We start from the raw sequence: 18,936 nt of genomic DNA, 5'->3' as shown, positions 1-18,936 counted from the left end.
GCGTACTGCTCGGGATCTACCGATCGGCCCTCAGGTCGATCAGAAGTCCATGTCACCGCCCGGCATGCCGCCCGGAGCGGCCGCGGCCTTCTCCGGCTTGTCGGCGATGACGGCCTCGGTGGTCAGGAACAGACCGGCGATGGAGGCGGCGTTCTGCAGCGCGGAACGGGTCACCTTCGCGGGGTCGATGATGCCCTCGGCGATCATGTCGACGTACTCGCCGGAGGCGGCGTTCAGACCGTGGCCGACGGCCAGGTTGCGCACCTTCTCCACCACGACGCCACCCTCGAGGCCGGCGTTGACGGCGATCTGCTTCAGCGGGGCCTCGAGCGCCAGCTTGACGGCGGCGGCGCCGACGGCCTCGTCGCCCTCGAGCTCCAGCTTCTCGAAGACCTGGGAGGCCTGCAGCAGGGCCACGCCACCACCGGCGACGATGCCCTCCTCGACGGCGGCCTTCGCGTTGCGGACGGCGTCCTCGATGCGGTGCTTGCGCTCCTTGAGCTCGACCTCGGTCGCGGCACCGGCCTTGATGACCGCCACGCCACCGGCGAGCTTCGCCAGGCGCTCCTGCAGCTTCTCGCGGTCGTAGTCCGAGTCGGAGTTCTCGATCTCGGCGCGGATCTGGTTGACACGACCCTGGACCTGGTCGCTGTCACCGGCACCGTCGACGATCGTGGTCTCGTCCTTGGTGATGACGACCTTGCGGGCGCGGCCGAGCAGGTCGAGACCGGCGTTCTCGAGCTTGAGGCCGACCTCCTCGGAGATGACCGTGCCACCGGTGAGGATGGCGATGTCGCCCAGCATGGCCTTGCGGCGGTCGCCGAAGCCCGGGGCCTTGACCGCGACGGAGCGGAAGGTGCCGCGGATCTTGTTGACGACCAGGGTCGACAGGGCCTCGCCCTCGACGTCCTCGGCGATGATCAGCAGCGGCTTGCCGGACTGCATGACCTTCTCCAGCAGCGGAAGGAGGTCCTTCACGTTGCTGACCTTGGAGTTGACGATCAGGATGTACGGGTCCTCGAGCGAGGCCTCCATACGCTCCATGTCGGTGGCGAAGTACGCCGAGATGTAGCCCTTGTCGAAGCGCATGCCCTCGGTGAGCTCGAGCTCCAGACCGAAGGTCTGGGACTCCTCGACCGTGATGACGCCTTCCTTGCCGACCTTGTCCATCGCCTCGGCGATGAGCTCGCCGATCTGGGTGTCGGCGGCGGAGATGGAGGCGGTGGAGGCGATCTGCTCCTTCGTCTCGACCTCCTTCGCCTGGTCGAGCAGGGCGCCGGAGACGGCCTCGACGGCCTTCTCGATGCCGCGCTTCAGGCCGATCGGGTTGGCGCCGGCGGCCACGTTGCGCAGGCCCTCGCGGACGAGCGCCTGGGCGAGGACGGTCGCGGTGGTCGTACCGTCACCGGCGACGTCGTCCGTCTTCTTGGCGACTTCCTTGACCAGCTCGGCGCCGATCTTCTCGTACGGGTCCTCGAGCTCGATCTCCTTGGCGATGGAGACACCATCGTTGGTGATCGTGGGGGCACCCCACTTCTTCTCAAGGACGACGTTGCGACCCTTGGGGCCAAGGGTGACCTTGACGGCGTCGGCGAGCTGGTTCATCCCGCGCTCGAGACCGCGCCGGGCCTCCTCGTCGAACGCAATGATCTTGGCCATGTGAAGTGGTCCTCCCGGACTGGGGTGGATTGCTCCGGGACCGCGTCTGGCGCCCGCGACGGACGGCCTGCGTGCCTGGCAGTTCCTTCCCGCCAGGCCTGCGGGCCTCACCGACCCGATCCTCGTCTTTATCACTCTCACCCGGAGAGTGCTAACGCCAATGATTAGCACTCGGCACCCTCGAGTGCAAGCGGCTCTCGCGAAGCGGGCCACCCCTGACGCACCGTCGGCCGCCCCTCCCGCGCCCCGCCGCCGCGCTCCGGCCGCCCCGTCCCGCCGACTCGCCCGCGCGCGCCGCGGGGGCCCGGACGCGCGCGAGGGGCCCGCCTCCCTCACGGGATGCGGGCCCCTCGGCCGTATGCGTCGTGCGGTCGCTCGCGCGCGGCTTAGGCCAGCTTGACCATGTCCGCCTGCGGACCCTTCTGGCCCTGCGAGATCTCGAACTCGACTCGCTGACCTTCTTCAAGGGTGCGGTACCCGTCCATCTGGATCGCGCTGTAGTGGACGAAGACGTCCGCACCACCGTCGACCGCGATGAAGCCGTAGCCCTTCTCCGCGTTGAACCACTTGACGGTGCCCTGAGCCATGCCTAACTCCCCTATTACTGGCCCTTGCGCGGATCCGCACTTCGCGGACCCGGGTCAGACCTTGCGCCGTAACGCGCCGACCGCGGCTGAATGTATCTGCATGGACGCTGTCTGCAACAGGTCATTCCGACGAGAATTCAGGACACCCTGATATCGGCAAATAGCCCCAGGAGTCACGGCATCGGGGGGCAATTCGGGCCGGATGAAACACGCCAACAGCCCATATCGCACACGCAGGTTGACCCGATGTCGACCATCGCGGCGCCCGCTCATATGCGTATGGCATGAACGGCGAGGGGGGCTACCCCAACCCTACCGCGCGCAACCAACCAGAATCGCCCCCTCCGCTTTTTGCGGAGGGGGCGATTCTATGGACTGCACGTGCAGCATTTATCGACTGGCCACGGACATTCGACGGACTTTCGATTAACAGAAGGGTTCGACTTCGAGGGTCTCAGCAGCCGCCGGCGACGGCCGGGATGATCGAGATGCCCGCGCCGTCCGGCGTCGGAGCCTCCAGACCGCCCTCGAAGCGCACGTCGTCGTCGTTCACGTACACGTTCACGAAGCGGCGCAGCTTGCCCTGGTCGTCCAGCACGCGGGCGGCGATGCCCGGGTGGGCCTGCTCCAGGGAGCCGATGACCTCGGCGAGGGTCGCGCCCTCGGCGGGCACCTCGGCCTGGCCGCCGGTGTAGGTGCGGAGGATGGTGGGGATGCGGACGTTGACGCTCATGCGCTTGTCGCCTTCCGGGAGGTACGGGGGTGCAGGGGTGGTCAGGAGGCCAGGCCGGCGGCGCGGAACGCGTCCAGGCTCGGGCGGATGGTCGCGGTCTGGCCGGTGCCGGAGACCGCTTCCAGGGTCTTGAGGCCGTCGCCGGTGTTGAGGACGACCGTGGTCAGGGTCGGGTCCAGTACACCGTTGTCGATCAGCTTCTTCGTGACACCGACGGTCACGCCACCCGCCGTCTCGGCGAAGATGCCCTCCGTCCGGGCGAGCAGCCCGATGGCGTCCACGACCTGCTCGTCGTTCACGTCCTCCACGTAGCCGCCGGTGCGGCGGGCGATGTCGAGCACGTACGGGCCGTCGGCGGGGTTGCCGATCGCGAGGGACTTGGCGATGGTGTTCGGCTTCTGCGGGCGGACCACCTCGTGCCCGGCCTTGAAGGCGGTGGAGACCGGGGAGCAGCCCTCGGCCTGGGCGCCGAAGATCTTGTACGGCTTGTCCTCGACCAGGCCGAGCTTGATGAGCTCCTGCAGACCCTTGTCGATCTTGGTGAGCTGGGAGCCGGAGGCGATCGGGACGACGATCTGGTCGGGCAGCTGCCAGCCGAGCTGCTCGCAGATCTCGTACGCCAGGGTCTTCGAGCCCTCGCCGTAGTACGGGCGCAGGTTGACGTTCACGAAGCCCCAGCCCTCGCCCAGCGGGTCGCCGATGAGCTCGGAGCAGAAGCGGTTGACGTCGTCGTAGTTGCCCTCGATGCCGACCAGGTCGCCGCCGTAGACGGCGGCCATGACGACCTTGCCCTGCTCCAGGTCGTGCGGGATGAACACGCAGGAGCGGAAGCCGGCCCGGGCGGCCGCGGCGCCCACGGCGCCGGCGAGGTTGCCGGTGGAGGAGCAGGACAGGGTGGTGAAGCCGAAGGCGCGGGCGGCCTCGACGGCGATCGCGACGACGCGGTCCTTGAAGGAGTGCGTCGGGTTGCCGGAGTCGTCCTTGACGTACAGCTTGCCGGTGATGCCCAGCGCGGCGGCCAGGTTCTGCGCGTCGACCAGCTTGGTGAAGCCGGGGTTCAGGCTCGGCTTGTCGGCCACGTCGGCGGGGACGGGCAGCAGCGGGGCGTAGCGCCAGATGTTGTTCGGACCGGACTCGATGGCCTTGCGCAGGGTCTCCGGGTCGCCGACGGGCAGCTCGTAGGCCACCTCGAGAGGACCGAAACACTCGACACAGGCGAAAATGGGACCGAGGTCGAAGCGCGTCCCGCATTCGCGACAGGAGAGCGCGGTGGCGGGACCGAGGTCGACCTGGGCGGGGGTAGCAGACTGTGCAGCCATGATGGCGAGGCCCTTTCTCCTCATCTTCCCCATGGCGGACGTCGCCATGAGACGGAATTGGCACCTTCCCTAGCCGGGAGCCTCGCGGCGCGACGGTGCGCACGAGACCGGCTGGAGGGTTGCCGGGGCTTCAACGGGCCGTGTCCCTCTGCCCCTCTGGATGAGCGGTATTCGATTGTCAACGCGGCATTCGACCCCCGACATGCGATGGTCATCCGCGTTGTTCAAGACTGTAACCGAAGGGCCGGGAGGCGGAAGGTTCCGTCCGAACGGCGAGATGGCGATCACCCGACGGGGATCGCCGAAGGCATCGACGAGCGAGGGGATCCGCGTGCTGGAAGAGGTGGAGCGCTGGCTCGCCGGTCGGTCCTGGTCGGCGGCCGACCGCACGCTCGACCAGCTGGTGGCGGCCAAACGGGCGACGGGCAGCACGGTCAGCGTGGTGCTGCCCGCCCTCGACGAGGAGGCCACGGTCGGGGACATCGTCGAGACGATCCGGCGCGAACTGGTCGAGGGCGTGCCGCTCGTGGACGAGCTGGTCGTCGTCGACTCGGGCTCGACCGACCGTACGGCCGAGGTGGCGGCCAAGGCGGGTGCGCGCGTGGTGCACCGGGACGCGATCCTGCCCCGGATACCCGCCCTGCCGGGCAAGGGCGAGGTGCTGTGGCGGTCGCTGCTGGTGACCTCCGGCGACATCGTGTGCTTCGTGGACGCGGACCTGCGCGACTTCTCGGCGGACTTCGTGTCCGGGATCGTCGGGCCGCTGCTGACCGAGCCCGAGGTGCAGTTCGTCAAGGCGATGTACGACCGTCCGCTCGGCAGCGCCGACCTCGACTCGGTCGCCGCGGGCCGGACCGGTCAGGGCGGGCGGGTGACCGAGCTGGTGGCCCGGCCACTGCTCAACCTGCACTGGCCGCAGCTGGCCGGCTTCGTGCAGCCGCTGGGCGGCGAGTACGCGGTGCGCCGCTCGCTGCTGGAGCGGCTGCCGTTCCCGGTGGGGTACGGGGTGGAGCTGGGACTGCTGGTGGACGCGCTGCACACGGTGGGGCTGGACGCGCTGGCCCAGGTGGACGTCGGCGTACGGGTGCACCGGCACCAGGACGGGCAGGCCCTGGGGCGGATGGCGGCGGCGATCTACCGGACCGCGCAGCTGCGGCTCTCCCGCGGGCACCTCGTACGGCCGGTGCTGACGCAGTTCGAGCGGGGCGAGTCCGGCTTCGAGCCGCGGACCTACGCCGTGGACACCGAGGAGCGCCCCCCGATGGTCGAAATCGAGGAGTACACACGTTTGAGCGGGCGCGAGGCGGGCTAGGTTCGCGGCATGGCTTCCGAGGCATCCAAGGACCATTCCGCACCCCCGCGCGTGCTCGTCGCGGCGAACCGCGGCCCCCTCTCGTACGCCCTCGCCGAGGACGGCACGCTCAGTGCCCGCCGCGGCGGGGGCGGCCTGGTCTCCGGCCTGTCGGCCGCGCTCGCCGAGCACCCCGGATCGCTGTGGGTGTGCGCGGCGCTGGGGCCGGGCGACCGGGAGGCGGTGCGGCGCGGGGTGTCCGAGCCCGGGGTCCGGATGCTGGAGATCGACCCGGCCGTCTACGACGACGCGTACAACGGGATCGCGAACTCGGTCCTGTGGTTCACCCACCACGGCCTGTACGACGTCCCGCGCGAGCCCGTCTTCGACGCGGAGTTCCGGCGCCGCTGGGCGTCGTACCGCGAGTACAACCGGGCCTTCGCGGACGTGCTGGCGGCGCGGGCGGCGCCCGGCGCGGCCGTGCTGATCCAGGACTACCACCTCTCCCTGGCCCCGGGCCTGCTCCGGCAGGCCCGCCCCGACCTGCGGATCGGGCACTTCACGCACACCCCGTGGGCCTCGGCCGACCAGCTGGCCATGCTGCCGGACGACGTCCGCGAGGAGCTGGTGTGGGGGATGCTCGGGGCGGACGAGCTGGGGTTCCACACGTGGGCGTGGGCGTCGGCGTTCATGTCCGGCGCCCAGCTCGACGGCCCCGGTGGGGTGGCCGACCCCGTCTGCCCCACCGGTGACCCCTGGCGGGGCGTCGCGCACCGCCGGGGCGGCGGTCCGCGGCGCCGCACGCGCGTGATGGCGCGCCCGCTGGGCGTGGACGGCGACGAGCTGCGGGCGCTGGCGCACCGGCCGGAGGTGGACGGGAAGCTGGCCGCGCTGCGCGCCGAGGTGGGGGACCGGAAGACGATCGTCCGGGTGGACCGCACCGAGCTGTCGAAGAACATCGTGCGCGGCCTGCTGGCCTACCGGGAGCTGCTGCGGAAGCGTCCGGAGTGGCGCGGCCGGGTGGTGCACCTGGCCTCCGCCTACCCCTCCCGCCAGGACCTGGCGGTCTACCGGGAGTACACGGCGGCGGTCGCCACGCTCGCCGCGGACATCAACGACGAGTTCGGCACGGCGGACTGGGTGCCGGTGCTGGTCTCGGTGCAGGACGACTTCCCGCGCTCTCTGGCGGCGTACCGGCTGGCCGACGTCGCCCTGATCAACCCGCTGCGGGACGGCATGAACCTGGTCGCCAAGGAGATCCCGGTGGTCTCGGAGCGCGGCTGCGCGCTGGTGCTGTCGACGGGCGCGGGCGCGTACGGGGAGCTCCGCGAGGACGCGCTGACGGTGAACCCGTACGACGTCTCGGCGACGGCCGCGGCCCTGCACGAGGCGCTGTCGATGGGCGACGCGGAGCGGGCGGACCGTACGAAGCGGCTGGCCGCGGCGGCGGTGGCACTGCCGCCGGCCCGCTGGTTCGCCGACCAGCTGGACGCGCTGCTCACCGACGCGCCCGGGTCCGAGGGCCCGTAGCGCCTCGCAGCCACAGTCGTGGTGTGTGGGGGAGCCTCTTGAGGCGTCGTGGCAGGCTGGTCCGGAGGCAGGCCCGGGCCTGGGGTGGCCGAAGGCCAGGGCCGGAGGCCCCTTGCCCCAGGGGTGGGCCTGCCGCAGGGCCTGCAGGCCACGACGGGTCAAGAGGCGAGGGGCCCCACGCACCACGCCCCCGGACCTACCCGACCGCCGCGGCCAACCCCGCCAGGAACTCGACCACCGCCGCCGGCCCGTCGAGCACCAGGTCCGCCCGCTCGGCGAGCTCGACGACCTCCGCGCTGCCGCTGCACACCAGCAGTCCCGGCCGCCCCTCCGACCGCAGCTTCTCGACGGCCGAGAACGCCGCGAGGTCTCCCAGGTCGTCGCCGGCGTAGAGGACCGACCTGGCTCCGGTCTCGGCCAGGTACTCGGCGAGTGCGACGCCCTTGTCCATGCCCGGCGGGCGCAGCTCCAGCACGGCGCGGCCGGGCTCGACGATGAGGCCGTGCCGGGCGGCCAGCTCGGCCAGCGGCTCGCGCAGGGACTCGAACGCGCGCTGGGGGTCGGCGGCCCGGCGCGTGTGCACCGCCACGGACCGGCCCTTCTCCTCGATCCAGGTGCCGTGCCAGGCCCCGATCCCGTCAAGGAAACCGGGCAGCTCGGCGCGTACGCCGGCCACGCCGGGGTGCGGCGCGGGGGCCTGGACGGTGCCGGAGACGGCGTCCCAGCGTTCGGCGCCGTAGTGACCGAGGACGGTCAGGCGCTCCAGGCCGGGTACGCCCGCGAAGCCGCCGTAGCGGACGGCCACGCCCGCCGGGCGGCCGGTGATCACGGCCACGGAGCCGACGTGCGGGGCGAGGGCGGCGAGGGCGGGCACGGCACCGGGGTGGGCGCGGGCCAGGTCGGGGTCGGGGACGATCTCGGCGAGGGTGCCGTCGAAGTCGAGGGCGACGACGGTTCCGGCCGGGTCTCGCAGCAGCGCGTCGAGCGCGTCGCGGCCGGCGGTCGTGGTGGGCTTCGGCAGGTCGTGCGGTGGGCTCCCCATGGGTCCGACCCTACCGGCGCCGGGCGCCGGGCGGGGCGGTTCCGGCCGCCTCCGTGGTCGCGACGGTGCGGGCCGGGGCCGCGGCGGAGGCGGGCCCGGCGCCGCTGCGTCAGCGGCGGGCCGTGCGGCGGGCGGCGCGGATGCGGCGGAGGCGGTTGACCGTGGCGGGGGCGTGTTCCAGGGCCCTGGGGTCGTCGAGGAGGGCGTTGAGCAGCTGGTAGTAGCGGACCGGCGACATGCCGAGGCCCTCGCGTATCGCGCGCTCCTTGGCACCCGGGCCGGGCCAGCTGCGCCCCTCGTACGCGAGCACGGCGGCCTCCCGCTCCGAGAGCGTGCCGCCCGCCGCGCCGTGGTCCGTCATACCTGCACACTATCGCCGCGCACCGACACCGCCCGGCCGGGGCCGGGCGGTCTCCTCGGGCCGGTCCGGCCGGGCGGCGGGGCCGCCCACCCGGTGGCCGCTAGCGGGTCTGGTCGGCCTGGCGGGCGGCCGAGGCGATGGCCTCCAGCGTCTTGGCCGGGCCCTTGGCGTCGGCCAGGGACTTGCCGACGGTCGTCTTGATGTTCTCGCTGACGCCGGCCCAGGACTTCTTGCCGACGGGGTAGAGCCGGGCGTTCGGCAGCGCGGCCAGGAAGGTCTTCAACCGGGCCTGGGCCGGTGCGGTGCTCGCGCTCATCGCGCGGTAGCCGCTGGTGGTGACGGGCAGCAGGCCGTAGGTGTTCGTGAAGCGGGTCACGTTCTTCGCGTCGTAGACGAAGTCGAGGAACTGGCCGGTCTCCTTGCGGTGGCCGTTCTTGAAGGCCATCACCCAGTCGGCGACGCCCATGGCCGGCTTGTCGCGCCCGTCGGCCGTCGGCAGCGGGACCATGCCGAAGTCGACGCCCTTGTCCGCGGCCTCCTTCATGAGCTTGGGGTGGCCGTTGACCATGCCGACCTCGCCGCGGGCGAAGGCGTCGAAGGCGTCCTGGCGGTTGAGCTTCCACGGCGCGACCGGCCCCGTGAGGCCGGGCTCGTAGAGGTGCTCGCGCAGCCAGTCGAAGGTCTTGACGTTCTCGGCGGAGTCGATCGCGTACGCCTCGTCGCTGTCGGTGTAGCCGCCGCCACCGGCCAGCAGCCACTGCATGGTCTCGGCCTGGGCCTCCTCGCGGCCCAGCGGCAGCGCGAACGGGGTCTTGGCGGTGCCCTTGAGCTTCTTGGCGTCGGCCTCGAGGTCGTCCCAGCTCCTGGGCTCGTCCGCGATGCCGGCCTTCTTGAAGAGCTTCTTGTTGTAGAAGAGCAGGCGCGTGGAGGAGACGAACGGCATGCCGTACTGGACGCGCTTGACCTTGCCCGCGTCCGCGAGGGGTCCGAGGAAGTCGGCCTGGGTGGCCACCGACAGCAGCTCGTCGGCGGTGTAGAGCTTGCCGTCGGCGGCGTAGTCGGCGTACGCGCCGATCTGCGCGACGTCGGGGGCCTCGCCCTTCTCGACCATCTCCGCGACCTTGGCGTCGACCTCCTCCCAGGAGTAGACGCTCACCTCGACCTTGATGCCGGGGTGGTCGGCGGTGAAGGCGGCCGCGAGGTCATTCCAGTACCCGATGGAGGAGTTCGCGTCACCGTCGCCGTAGTCGGCCGCCACGACCTTGAGGGTGACGTCGTTGTCACTGGCGAGGCCCCCGCAGCCGGCGAGCGTCGCGGTAAGGCAGAGAGCGGTGCCGGCGGCCGCCAGGGCCCGGCTCAGGCGCGTCGTCAAGGGAGTCCTCAGTCTCACGAATCCGTCGTTCCACTTGTCCTGTACCCGTAAGGTCTACACCACTCCTCACGCCGCCTTCACACGAGGGCCACCCCAAGGCCCCCTATTTGTATGGCCGGTCAACAATCCCTCCTCAGTGGACTAGACCTTTCCTCTCCCCCACGCGAGACTGTCCCTGTGAAACCCGTGAAACACGTCATCGCCCTCGATGTGGGCGGCACCGGGATGAAGGCCGCCCTCGTCGGGGCGGACGGCACGCTGCTGCACGAGGCACGGCGCGCCACCGGCCGCGAGCGCGGCCCCGAGGCCGTCGTCGAGTCGATCCTGGACTTCGCCGCGGAGCTCGGCGCCCTCGGCCGCCGGCAGTACGGGCGCCCCGCCGAGGCCGCCGGCGTCGCCGTGCCGGGCATCGTCGACGCCGAGCGCGGCGTCGCCGTGTACGCGGCGAACCTCGGCTGGCGCGACGTACCGATGCGGGAGCTGCTCAGCGCCCGCCTCGACGGGATCCCGGTGGCCCTGGGCCACGACGTGCGCACCGGCGGCCTGGCCGAGGGCCGCATCGGTGCCGGCCGCGGTGCGGACCGGTTCCTGTTCGTCCCGCTCGGTACGGGCATCGCGGGCGCCATCGGCATCGCCGGCCGGATCGAGGCCGGCGCCCACGGGTACGCCGGCGAGATCGGCCACGTCGTCGTCCGCCCGGGCGGCCCGCAGTGCGGCTGCGGCCAGCGCGGCTGCCTGGAGACCCTGGCCTCCGCCTCGGCGGTCAGCCGCGCCTGGGCGGCCGCCAGCGGCGACCCGGAGGCGGACGCGGCGGACTGCGCCAAGGCCGTGGCCTCGGGTGACGCGCGGGCCGCGGCCGTCTGGGACGGGGCCGTGGGCGCCCTCGCCGACGGCCTGGTCACCGCCCTCACCCTGCTGGACCCGCGCACGCTCATCATCGGTGGCGGGCTCGCCGAGGCGGGGGAAACCTTGTTCACACCGCTGCGGACGGCCGTGAAGGAACGCGTGACGTTCCAGCGGCTGCCCGACATCGTGCCGGCGGCCCTCGGGGACACCGCCGGCTGCCTGGGCGCGGGTCTGCTCGCCTGGGACCTACTCGCCACGGAGGTATCCGCCTGATGGGCGCAAGCGCAGTCAGCACCGTTCTCTCCGGCGCCAGGGTGGTGCTGCCCACGGGGACCGTCGAGAACGGCCGCGTGATCGTGGCGGGCGACCGCATCGCGGGCAGCGCCCCCCAGGACGCGCCGGTGGTCGACCTGTCCGGCCACTGGGTGGTGCCCGGCTTCGTCGACATGCACAACCACGGCGGCGGCGGCGCCTCCTTCACCTCCGGCACGCCCGAGGAGGTGCTGCGCGGCGTCCGCACGCACCGCGAGCACGGCACCACCACCCTGGTCGCCTCGACCGTCACCGGCGAGCTGGACGAACTGGCCCGACGGGCCGCGCTGCTGGCGGAGCTGGTGCAGCAGGGCGACCTGGCGGGCGTCCACTTCGAGGGGCCGTTCATCTCCCCGTGCCGCAAGGGCGCGCACAAGGAGGACCTGCTGCGCGACCCCGACCCCGCCGAGGTGCGCAAGCTGATCGACGCCGCGCACGGCACGGCGCGGATGGTCACCCTGGCCACCGAGCTGCCCGGCGGCCTGGAGTCGGTACGGCTGCTCGCCGAGCACGGGGTGATCGCCGCGATCGGGCACACCGACGCCTCGTACGAGCAGACGGTCGAGGCCATCGACGCGGGCGCGACCGTGGCCACGCACCTGTTCAACGCCATGCCGACGCTGAACCACCGCACCCCGGGCCCGATCGCGGCCCTGCTGGAGGACGAGCGGATCACCGTCGAGCTGATCAACGACGGCACCCACCTGCACCCCGCCACCGTCGAGCTGGCCTTCCACCACAAGGGGCCCGAGCGGGTCGCACTGATCACCGACGCCATGGACGCGGCCGGCTTCGGCGACGGCACCTACCACCTGGGCCCGTTGGAGGTCGAGGTCAAGGAGGGCGTGGCCCGGCTGGTCGAGGGCGGCTCCATCGCGGGCTCGACCCTGACGCTGGACACCGCCTTCAAGCGGTCCGTCACCATCGACCGGCTGCCGGTGGAGTCCGTGGTCCAGGCGATCTCCGCCAACCCGGCTCGGCTGCTGGGCCTGTACGACCGGGTGGGCTCGCTGGAGCCGGGCAAGTACGCCGACCTCGTCGTGCTCGACGCGGAGTTCGGGCTCAAGGGCGTCATGCGACGCGGCGAGTGGGTGGTGGACCCGCGCGCCTGACGGCCGCACGGCGGACCGGCCGGGCGCGCAGGACCGAACTGCGCAGCCCGGCCGGCCGCTCGGCCAGGCCCGGTGGACCGCTCGGCCGGGCGCGGTACCGGGCCACGGACCTGCGCCGGGGTACTGGGCGCCGGCACCCTCCGTAAGGCATGATCCCGCCCCTGGGGGCTGTCTCTTGGGGGTGCACCGATGATCCTTACCGTCACGCTGAACGCGGCGCTCGACGTCACGTACCACGTTCCGCGGCTGCATCCGCACGCCTCGCACCGGGTCACGGACGTGGCCGAGCGGCCGGGCGGCAAGGGCGTCAACGTGGCCCGGGTGCTGGCCGCGCTCGGCCACGAGGTCACGGCCACCGGCTTCCTGGGCGGACGTACCGGGGCGCTGGTGCGCGAGGGGCTGGCCAGCGGGACGCCGGCCGTCACCGACGCGTTCGTCCCCTGCGCCGGCACCACCCGGCGCACGCTCGCCGTGGTCGACGAAACCACCGGGGACACCACCCAGTTCAACGAGGCCGGGCCGGTGGTCTCGGCCGCCGAGTGGGCCGCCTTCCTCGAGCGCTACGCCGAGCTGGCGGCCACCGCCCGCGCGGTGGCGCTGTGCGGCAGCCTGCCGCCGGGCGTGCCGGTGGGCGCGTACGCGCAGTTGGTGCGGGCCGCCCGGGCGGCCGGGACGCCGGTCCTGCTGGACACCAGCGGGGAGGCCCTGCGGCGCGGGGTGGCGGCCCGCCCGGAGCTCATCAAGCCGAACGCGGCCGAGCTCGCGGAGCTGACCGGGTCCTGCGACCCGCTGCCCGCCACCCGCGACGCCCGCCGCCGGGGCGCCCACGCGGTGGTGACCTCCCTCGGCCCGGCCGGCCTGCTCGCGGTCACCCCGCAGGGCACCTGGCAGGCCGCCCCGCCGTACGCCGTCGCCGGCAACCCCACCGGCGCCGGGGACTCCGCGGTCGCGGGCCTCCTGTCGGCCCTCGCCGAGGACCTCGACTGGCCGAACCGCCTCACGCGCGCCGTCGCCCTCTCCGCCGCCACCGTCCGCTCCCGCACCGCCGGCGAGTTCGACCCGTCGACGTACGAATCCCTGCTCCCCGACGTCAGGGTGACGGTCGGTTAGCAGGGATCCGGGAGGACGGCCCGCCGGGCGGGCCGGGTGCCGCTAGCTGGTGGCGATCCAGAGCTGGTCGATGAGCGCGTCGCAGGAGTTGCCCTGCTCGCAGGAGACCTTGACGGTGTTGGTCCCCTTGTTCAGCTCGATGTTCGAGTAGGTGTTGGTCCAGCCCTTCTCGTAGTCGCCGGCCGGACCCTTCGCCCAGTTCTTCATGTTGATCGCGCGGATCTGGGCCTGGCCGTTGATCGTCAGCGTGGCGTTGGCGTCCGTCCCCGGAACGGCGTACGTCATGTGCAGCACGTACTTGCCGGCCTCCTTGACGTCGACCGTCCACGTCACCGACGCGCCGGTCGCGTTGAAGCCGCCGACGTACTGGCCGTTCTTGCCCTTGGCGCCGGGGACCGTGTTCTGGACGGTGGCGCCGCCCGCGAGGGCGAGGCCCTTGCCGGAGGCGGCGTCGGCCTTCGGCAGCTCGCCGGAGCCCGAGTCGGAGTCGGAGTCCGAGTCGGAGCCGCCGTCCTTGCCGGGGGTCGCCGGGGCCTGGGTGACCTTGTCGCTGGGGGCGTTCGCGTCGGTGCCCTTGTCCTTGTCCTTGTTGCCCGTGATGATCGCCACACTGATGCCGATGACGACGGCGCCGACCACCGCGACGGCGCCGATCAGCAGACCGCGCCGGCTGGAGCCGCCGCCGTGCCCGCCGTGCGGGGCCTGGTGCTGCGGGGGCTGCTGGCCGTACGACTGCTGCGGCGGCACGCCGTAGCCGGACTGGAGCGTCTCCGGGGCCGGGTAGTGGGGCTGGTGCGGCTGCTGCTGCGGCACCGGCCGCTGGCCGCCGTACTGGCGCTCGCCGACCGTGCGGACCTGGTTGTACGAGGTGCGCGGCACGCCGGGCTGCTGGCCGCCCGGGCCGGGGTAGCCGTAACCGCCGCCCTGGGCGGGTGGTGCTGCGCCGTTGGCTTTGCCGTCCGCGTAGAGGTAACCGAACGGGTCGTCGTCATCGGCAGCAGGGGCGCCGTTGTTCGGGCCGTTGTTCGCGGGCGTCATCGCGGGTCCACATCCTTTCGACCCGTGGGAGCCTACCTCGAACAGGCGCTCTCCCGGGCGGCTCCCGGTGTCCCGACCGTCCTTCACGGGCCCGATTCGGGACGGTGGAAGCCTTCGTTCCACCCCGTTGGGACAGACCTGTGACACATGTCAAGCCCCTGCGGGCAGCACGGCCGTCCGATCTGCCCCGCCGTCAGCCCGCCCTGCGGTGGGCCTTGGACCGCGACCTCTTCTCGATGTACATGCGTTGGTCCGCCGAACGCAGCACCTCGTCGGCCGACATCCCGCAGCTGGCCCAGCCGATGCCGAAGCTCGCGCCGACCCGGACCGCCCGCCCGTCCACCCGGATCGGCGGGATGATCGCGTTGCGCAGCCGCACCGCGAGATCGGCCGCGTCCGCCGCGCCCAGCCCGTCGGCGAGGACCACGAACTCGTCACCGCCCAGCCGGGCGACCGTGTCGCCGTCGCGCACGCCCGTGGTCAGGCGGCGGGCCACCTCGATGAGCACCGCGTCACCCGTGTGGTGGCCGAACCGGTCGTTGATCGACTTGAAGCCGTCGAGGTCGCAGAAGAGGACCGCGAGCCCCTTGGTCCCGTCGTCGATGTCGGTGGCCGGGGCCACGGTGTGCACGTGGTGGTCGTACGGGCCCGGGTCGGCGTTGGCGGACAGGTCGAAGGGGTCGGCGTAGGCGTCTCCCTGGAAGCCGTGCTCGCCGGCCCCCGGGAACCCGTGGTCGGCCGCCGGGAAGCCGTGCTCGCCGGTCAGGGCCTCCTCCGGGCGGCCGTCGTAGGCGGCGTCCAGGGCCTCCACCGCGCTCGCCCGCACCGACTGGGGCCGCCGGCACAGCCGGGCCGAGAGCCGGGCCCGCAGCTCGGCGCTGTTGGGCAGGCCGGTCAGGGAGTCGTGGCTGGCCCGGTGGGCGAGCTGGAGCTCGTGCCGCTTGCGCTCCTCGATGTCCTCGACGTGGGTGAGGAGGAAGCGCGGCCCGTCAGCGGCGTCCGCGACCACCGAGTTGCGCAGGCTGACCCACACGTACGTGCCGTCCCGGCGGCCCAGCCGCAGCTCGGCGCGGCCGCCCTCGGCGGAGGTGCGCAGCAGGGTGCCGATGTCCTCGGGGTGGACGAGGTCGGAGAAGGAGTAGCGGCGCAGTACGGAGGCCGGGCGGCCGAGCAGCCGGCACAGGGCGTCGTTGGTGCGCAGCAGCCGGCCGTGCTGGTCGCCGCCCATCTCGGCGATGGCCATGCCGCTGGGGGCGTACTCGAAGGCCTGCCGGAACGACTCCTCGCTGGCCCGCAGCGCCTGCTGTTCGCGCTCCAGCCGGACCAGGGCCCGTTGCATGTTCGCGCGCAGTCGTGCGTTGCTGATCGCAATGCCCGCCTGGAAGGCGTACATCTGCAGTGCCTCGCGGCCCCAGGCGCCGGGGCGGCGGCCGTTGCGCGGTCTGTCCACCGAAATGACACCCAGAAGTTCCCCGCCGGACGCATACATGGGGGCGTAGAGCCGGTCCTCGGGGTGCCACTCGTCCTCGAAGCGCGGATCGGGTCCGTCGGTGTGCCACTGGGGCACGTCGTCCTCGATGAGGACCCAGCCCTCGGTGTGCGGGATGAACCGCAGGCCGTCCCAGGCCTCGCCCATGGACAGGCGGCGCTCCCAGGAGGCGCGGGAGCCGACGCGGCCGGTGATCAGGGCCTCGGCAGAGGCGTCACCCGCGAAGGCGGCGACGACGAGGTCGCCGTCGGGGCGTACGAGATTGACGCAGGCGAGCTCGTAGCCGAGGCCCACGACAATGCCGTCCACGACCGTCTGCAGAGTGTCGGCCAGGCTCCTGGCCGTGTTCAGCTCGGCCACCACCTGGTGCAGCTGCCGCAGGGTCGCAAGACGGACGTACGGCTCCGACTCGGTCTCCATCGCTCGCTCTCCCCGAGACCTCGACAGCAACTCCAGGTTCGTCATCGTCGTTTCGTTGCGGTGTCCCATCCACTGAATCACAGTGAGCTGTTCCGCCGGTACACAGGGTCAACAAATCTTGCCCTCTGTGACTCAAGTCACATGAGATGAAGAGTGCTCCAGGGTAAGGGGCGCCGGAGCGTCGACCGCTCCCCCTCGTTCCCGGCGGCAAACGATACGCCGCCGGACCTAGGACGGACGTCCGGACGCCTCCGACCGGGGCCCGATGTGGCGGGCGGGGGCCGACACTAGCGTCTGTGGCGTGCTGAAGACGAGACCCGAGACCCCCGCCGCCCCGGTCGGCCCGCCGACCCCCGCCACCCCTCATGCTGAAGGGGTGAGCGATGAGGAGTTCCGCGCCGCGATGTCCCGGCTGGCCGCGGGCGTGGTGCTGGTCACGGCCCAGGAGCCGCCGCTGGCGGAGGGCGGTCCGCGCGGCGAGGACGTCGGCATGACCGCCACCGCCTTCATGTCCGTCTCCCTGGACCCGCCGCTGGTCCTGGTGAGCCTGCGCGAGGGCTCACGGATGGACGACCTGCTGGACGAGCAGCCCCTGTGGGGGGTGTCGCTGCTCTCCGAGGCCCAGCGGCACGTGGCCGGGCGGTTCGCGATGAAGGGGCGGATCAGCGACCGGCTGCTGTTCGCCGACCTGCCGTACGCGCGGGGCGAGCTGTGCGGGGCACCGCTGATGGGCGGCGCACTGGCCACGCTCGAGTGCCGTACGGAGTCACGGGTGCCGGCCGGCGACCACACCCTGGTGATCGGCCGGGTGCTGCGGGCGCAGGTGCCCCCCGTCGAGGGCGGCCCGCTGACGTACTTCCGGGGCCGCTACCGGCAGCTGGGGAACTGACGCCCCGCACCGGGCGCGCCCCACCGAGGGGGCGCTACCAATCGCGGCCGCTGCGGCCGCGCTTCGTCTCGGAGCGGGCCTTCTTCTCGCGCAGCCGACGCTCGTTGATGCCGCGGGGGATCTTCGTGGCACGGCGCGGCTTGGGCGGCGGGGCGGTCGCCTCCGCCAGCAGCGAGGCGAGCCGGACCAGGGCCATCTCGCGGTTGCGCCACTGCGAGCGGTGCTCGGAGGCGCGTACGGCGACGACGCCGCCGGTGAGGCGGGAGGCCAGGCGCTCCAGCGCCCGCCGCTTCCAGACCTCCGGCAGCGCCTCGGTGGCGGCGAGGTCGAACAGCACCTCGGCGGCCGAGTCGGAGGTGTTGACGTGCTGGCCGCCGGGCCCGGAGGAGCGCGAGAAACGCCACTGGAGCTCCGCCTCCGGAAGGACGACGGAACCGCGGATGACGTGGGGACCGGACATGGCCCCATCATCCCGTCCCGGCCCGCGGCCCGTCACCCGGTTTTGCCCCGGCCCGTCACCCGGTTCCACCCCCTGGCGTCCGTACGGGCGGGAACACGCGCGGGAACCGGCGCACCCCCTCCCGGCGTTATGCCCATCAGCGGTAGCTTGGCCGACGTCCGGCCACGGCGCCGGTCCACAAGGACGACGAAAGGGACACCCAGATGCCAGTGAGCCTCTCCAAGGGCGGCAACGTCTCGCTTACCAAGGAGGCGCCCGGCCTCAGCGCGGTCACGGTCGGCCTCGGCTGGGACGTCCGCACCACCACCGGCGTGGACTTCGACCTCGACGCGTCCGCCATCGCGGTCAACGCGACCGGCAAGGTCGTCTCCGACGGCCACTTCGTCTTCTTCAACAACCGGTCCACCCCGGACCAGACCATCGTCCACACCGGCGACAACCGCACCGGCGAGGGCGCGGGCGACGACGAGGCCATCAACGTCAACCTCGGGGGCCTGCCCGCCGACGTCGACAAGATCGTCTTCCCGGTCTCCATCTACGACGCCGACTCCCGCGGCCAGAACTTCGGCCAGGTGCGCAACGCGTACATCCGCGTCGTCAACCAGGCCGGCGGCGCCGAGATCGCCCGCTACGACCTCTCCGAGGACGCCGCGACCGAGACCGCCATGGTCTTCGGCGAGCTCTACCGCAACGGCGCCGAGTGGAAGTTCCGCGCCGTCGGCCAGGGCTACGCCTCCGGCCTGGTGGGCATCGCCCAGGACTTCGGCGTCAACGTCTGAGCCGCCCGCGACGCATGAGCCTCGAAGCCCTCTCCGGCCGTCCCCGGAGGGGGCTTCGCGCTACCGTGCGCGGGTGATCCTGGAAACCCTCGCCCCCACCGACGGCGCCCTGCCCGGACCCGTACTCACCGAGGTCACGGCCCTGTACGCCGGCAACCGCGCCTTCTTCGAGCTCAGCGGCGACTTCCCCGACCCCGACCGGATCACCGTCGACCAGGTCGCCCGCGCCCTCGCCGACGAACTCGCCACCGAGGGCGCCGAGATCCTGCTGGCCCGCTCCGAGGGCCGCCTCGTCGGCCTGGCCGCCACCCTCGCCCACCACCCCTCCCCCGACGACCCCGACCCCTGGATCGGGCTGCTCCTCGTCGACGCCGGATCCCACCGCCGGGGCCACGGCCGCCGACTCGCCGCCCTGGTCGAGGACCGCTTCCGCACGGCCGGCCGGACCGGACTGCGCCTGGCCGTCCTGGAGACCAACCCCCGGGCGCTGGCCTTCTGGACCGCCCAGGGCTACGCGCTCCTGCGCCGCGCCCCCGACCGCGAACTCGGCCGCCCCTGCCTGGTCCTGCGCAAGCCGCTCTGAACCC

18 protein-coding genes and 1 riboswitch are annotated in these 18,936 nt (G+C 72.5%); of the genes, 8 read left to right on the top strand and 10 right to left on the bottom strand.

Annotation, left to right across the window (positions count from 1 at the left end):
• Positions 1 to 39: 39 nt before the first annotated feature.
• The 4 genes from groL to thrC form a co-directional block, all read right to left on the bottom strand.
• Positions 40 to 1,659, bottom strand: coding sequence for a chaperonin GroEL (gene groL, locus ACIQCH_RS20125; RefSeq protein ID WP_402582587.1), 1,620 nt, complete (start codon positions 1,657 to 1,659; stop codon positions 40 to 42).
• A gap of 386 nt (positions 1,660 to 2,045) precedes the next feature.
• Positions 2,046 to 2,246, bottom strand: coding sequence for a cold-shock protein (locus ACIQCH_RS20120; protein ID WP_030209932.1), 201 nt, complete (start codon positions 2,244 to 2,246; stop codon positions 2,046 to 2,048).
• 454 nt (positions 2,247 to 2,700) lie between these two features.
• Positions 2,701 to 2,979 carry a MoaD/ThiS family protein gene (locus tag ACIQCH_RS20115; protein ID WP_402582585.1) on the bottom strand — a complete coding sequence of 93 codons (279 nt, stop codon included), beginning with the start codon at positions 2,977 to 2,979 and terminating at the stop codon, positions 2,701 to 2,703.
• 41 nt (positions 2,980 to 3,020) lie between these two features.
• Positions 3,021 to 4,322, bottom strand: coding sequence for a threonine synthase (thrC, locus tag ACIQCH_RS20110; RefSeq protein WP_402582635.1), 1,302 nt, complete (start codon positions 4,320 to 4,322; stop codon positions 3,021 to 3,023).
• A riboswitch (SAM riboswitch) is annotated at positions 4,316 to 4,465 on the bottom strand. Its footprint overlaps the gene before it by 7 nt.
• A gap of 164 nt (positions 4,466 to 4,629) precedes the next feature.
• Between thrC and ACIQCH_RS20105 the strand changes: the two genes are divergently transcribed.
• Entirely contained in the window at positions 4,630 to 5,610 is a 981-nt protein-coding gene (locus tag ACIQCH_RS20105; protein ID WP_402582583.1) for a glucosyl-3-phosphoglycerate synthase, read from the top strand.
• 9 nt (positions 5,611 to 5,619) lie between these two features.
• Positions 5,620 to 7,119 carry a trehalose-6-phosphate synthase gene (locus tag ACIQCH_RS20100; RefSeq protein WP_402582581.1) on the top strand — a complete coding sequence of 500 codons (1,500 nt, stop codon included), beginning with the start codon at positions 5,620 to 5,622 and terminating at the stop codon, positions 7,117 to 7,119.
• A 196-nt stretch (positions 7,120 to 7,315) separates the two neighbouring features.
• On the opposite strand, the gene otsB is transcribed toward ACIQCH_RS20100, so the two are convergent.
• From otsB to ACIQCH_RS20085, 3 genes are all read right to left on the bottom strand, one after another.
• On the bottom strand, positions 7,316 to 8,161 hold the full coding sequence (gene otsB / locus ACIQCH_RS20095) for a trehalose-phosphatase (RefSeq protein WP_402582579.1): 846 nt from the start codon (positions 8,159 to 8,161) through the stop codon (positions 7,316 to 7,318).
• 109 nt (positions 8,162 to 8,270) lie between these two features.
• A complete protein-coding gene (locus ACIQCH_RS20090; RefSeq protein ID WP_030210144.1) occupies positions 8,271 to 8,522 on the bottom strand; it encodes a DUF3263 domain-containing protein in 252 nt (83 codons plus the stop codon).
• A gap of 100 nt (positions 8,523 to 8,622) precedes the next feature.
• The gene (locus ACIQCH_RS20085) at positions 8,623 to 9,894 is read right to left on the bottom strand and encodes an ABC transporter substrate-binding protein (RefSeq protein WP_402582577.1); all 1,272 of its coding nucleotides are present in this window, start codon (positions 9,892 to 9,894) and stop codon (positions 8,623 to 8,625) included.
• Between the two features lie 186 nt (positions 9,895 to 10,080).
• Here ACIQCH_RS20085 and ACIQCH_RS20080 point away from each other — a divergent pair, with 186 nt between their 5' ends.
• The 3 genes from ACIQCH_RS20080 to ACIQCH_RS20070 all read left to right on the top strand — a co-directional run bounded on the left by ACIQCH_RS20080 (position 10,081) and on the right by ACIQCH_RS20070 (position 13,274).
• Entirely contained in the window at positions 10,081 to 11,013 is a 933-nt protein-coding gene (locus ACIQCH_RS20080; RefSeq protein ID WP_402582633.1) for an ROK family protein, read from the top strand.
• Positions 11,013 to 12,164: an N-acetylglucosamine-6-phosphate deacetylase gene (gene nagA, locus ACIQCH_RS20075; protein ID WP_402582575.1), complete on the top strand. Its 1,152-nt coding sequence runs from the start codon at positions 11,013 to 11,015 to the stop codon at positions 12,162 to 12,164. The genes ACIQCH_RS20080 and nagA overlap by 1 nt, the downstream gene beginning before the upstream one ends.
• Positions 12,165 to 12,353: 189 nt before the next feature.
• On the top strand, positions 12,354 to 13,274 hold the full coding sequence (locus ACIQCH_RS20070) for a 1-phosphofructokinase family hexose kinase (RefSeq protein WP_402582573.1): 921 nt from the start codon (positions 12,354 to 12,356) through the stop codon (positions 13,272 to 13,274).
• Positions 13,275 to 13,316: 42 nt separating this feature from the next.
• Here the strand turns inward: ACIQCH_RS20070 and ACIQCH_RS20065 are convergent, their stop codons facing one another.
• Entirely contained in the window at positions 13,317 to 14,312 is a 996-nt protein-coding gene (locus ACIQCH_RS20065; protein WP_402582571.1) for a CBM35 domain-containing protein, read from the bottom strand.
• A 193-nt stretch (positions 14,313 to 14,505) separates the two neighbouring features.
• On the bottom strand, positions 14,506 to 16,221 hold the full coding sequence (cdgB, locus tag ACIQCH_RS20060) for a diguanylate cyclase CdgB (RefSeq protein ID WP_402582569.1): 1,716 nt from the start codon (positions 16,219 to 16,221) through the stop codon (positions 14,506 to 14,508).
• A 376-nt stretch (positions 16,222 to 16,597) separates the two neighbouring features.
• Here cdgB and ACIQCH_RS20055 point away from each other — a divergent pair, with 376 nt between their 5' ends.
• Positions 16,598 to 17,110, top strand: coding sequence for a flavin reductase family protein (locus ACIQCH_RS20055; RefSeq protein WP_402582632.1), 513 nt, complete (start codon positions 16,598 to 16,600; stop codon positions 17,108 to 17,110).
• Between the two features lie 34 nt (positions 17,111 to 17,144).
• On the opposite strand, the gene arfB is transcribed toward ACIQCH_RS20055, so the two are convergent.
• On the bottom strand, positions 17,145 to 17,570 hold the full coding sequence (gene arfB / locus ACIQCH_RS20050; RefSeq protein ID WP_402582567.1) for an alternative ribosome rescue aminoacyl-tRNA hydrolase ArfB: 426 nt from the start codon (positions 17,568 to 17,570) through the stop codon (positions 17,145 to 17,147).
• Positions 17,571 to 17,773: 203 nt separating this feature from the next.
• Between arfB and ACIQCH_RS20045 the strand changes: the two genes are divergently transcribed.
• Both ACIQCH_RS20045 and ACIQCH_RS20040 read left to right on the top strand, forming a co-directional pair.
• Entirely contained in the window at positions 17,774 to 18,349 is a 576-nt protein-coding gene (locus tag ACIQCH_RS20045; protein ID WP_402582565.1) for a TerD family protein, read from the top strand.
• Between the two features lie 73 nt (positions 18,350 to 18,422).
• On the top strand, positions 18,423 to 18,932 hold the full coding sequence (locus ACIQCH_RS20040; protein ID WP_402582563.1) for a GNAT family N-acetyltransferase: 510 nt from the start codon (positions 18,423 to 18,425) through the stop codon (positions 18,930 to 18,932).
• The last annotated feature ends 4 nt before the right edge of the window (positions 18,933 to 18,936 follow it).

This window comes from Streptomyces sp. NPDC093225 (genome assembly GCF_044753805.1).
GTDB lineage: Bacteria > Actinomycetota > Actinomycetes > Streptomycetales > Streptomycetaceae > Streptomyces.
The sequence above is the reverse complement of the archived record's forward strand: the minus strand, read 5'-3'. Positions and strand labels throughout refer to the sequence as shown.

What these genes read in the sequence shown, in the direction of transcription:
- cdgB (WP_402582569.1), bottom strand. Translation starts at nt 16,221, where the DNA reads ATGGAGACCGAGTCGGAGCCGTACGTCCGTCTTGCGACCCTGCGGCAG.
- otsB (WP_402582579.1), bottom strand. Translation starts at nt 8,161, where the DNA reads ATGGGGAGCCCACCGCACGACCTGCCGAAGCCCACCACGACCGCCGGC.
- ACIQCH_RS20090 (WP_030210144.1), bottom strand. Translation starts at nt 8,522, where the DNA reads ATGACGGACCACGGCGCGGCGGGCGGCACGCTCTCGGAGCGGGAGGCC.
- ACIQCH_RS20100 (WP_402582581.1), top strand. Translation starts at nt 5,620, where the DNA reads ATGGCTTCCGAGGCATCCAAGGACCATTCCGCACCCCCGCGCGTGCTC.
- ACIQCH_RS20045 (WP_402582565.1), top strand. Translation starts at nt 17,774, where the DNA reads ATGCCAGTGAGCCTCTCCAAGGGCGGCAACGTCTCGCTTACCAAGGAG.
- arfB (WP_402582567.1), bottom strand. Translation starts at nt 17,570, where the DNA reads ATGTCCGGTCCCCACGTCATCCGCGGTTCCGTCGTCCTTCCGGAGGCG.
- ACIQCH_RS20065 (WP_402582571.1), bottom strand. Translation starts at nt 14,312, where the DNA reads ATGACGCCCGCGAACAACGGCCCGAACAACGGCGCCCCTGCTGCCGAT.
- ACIQCH_RS20115 (WP_402582585.1), bottom strand. Translation starts at nt 2,979, where the DNA reads ATGAGCGTCAACGTCCGCATCCCCACCATCCTCCGCACCTACACCGGC.
- ACIQCH_RS20120 (WP_030209932.1), bottom strand. Translation starts at nt 2,246, where the DNA reads ATGGCTCAGGGCACCGTCAAGTGGTTCAACGCGGAGAAGGGCTACGGC.
- thrC (WP_402582635.1), bottom strand. Translation starts at nt 4,322, where the DNA reads ATGAGGAGAAAGGGCCTCGCCATCATGGCTGCACAGTCTGCTACCCCC.
- groL (WP_402582587.1), bottom strand. Translation starts at nt 1,659, where the DNA reads ATGGCCAAGATCATTGCGTTCGACGAGGAGGCCCGGCGCGGTCTCGAG.
- ACIQCH_RS20070 (WP_402582573.1), top strand. Translation starts at nt 12,354, where the DNA reads ATGATCCTTACCGTCACGCTGAACGCGGCGCTCGACGTCACGTACCAC.
- nagA (WP_402582575.1), top strand. Translation starts at nt 11,013, where the DNA reads ATGGGCGCAAGCGCAGTCAGCACCGTTCTCTCCGGCGCCAGGGTGGTG.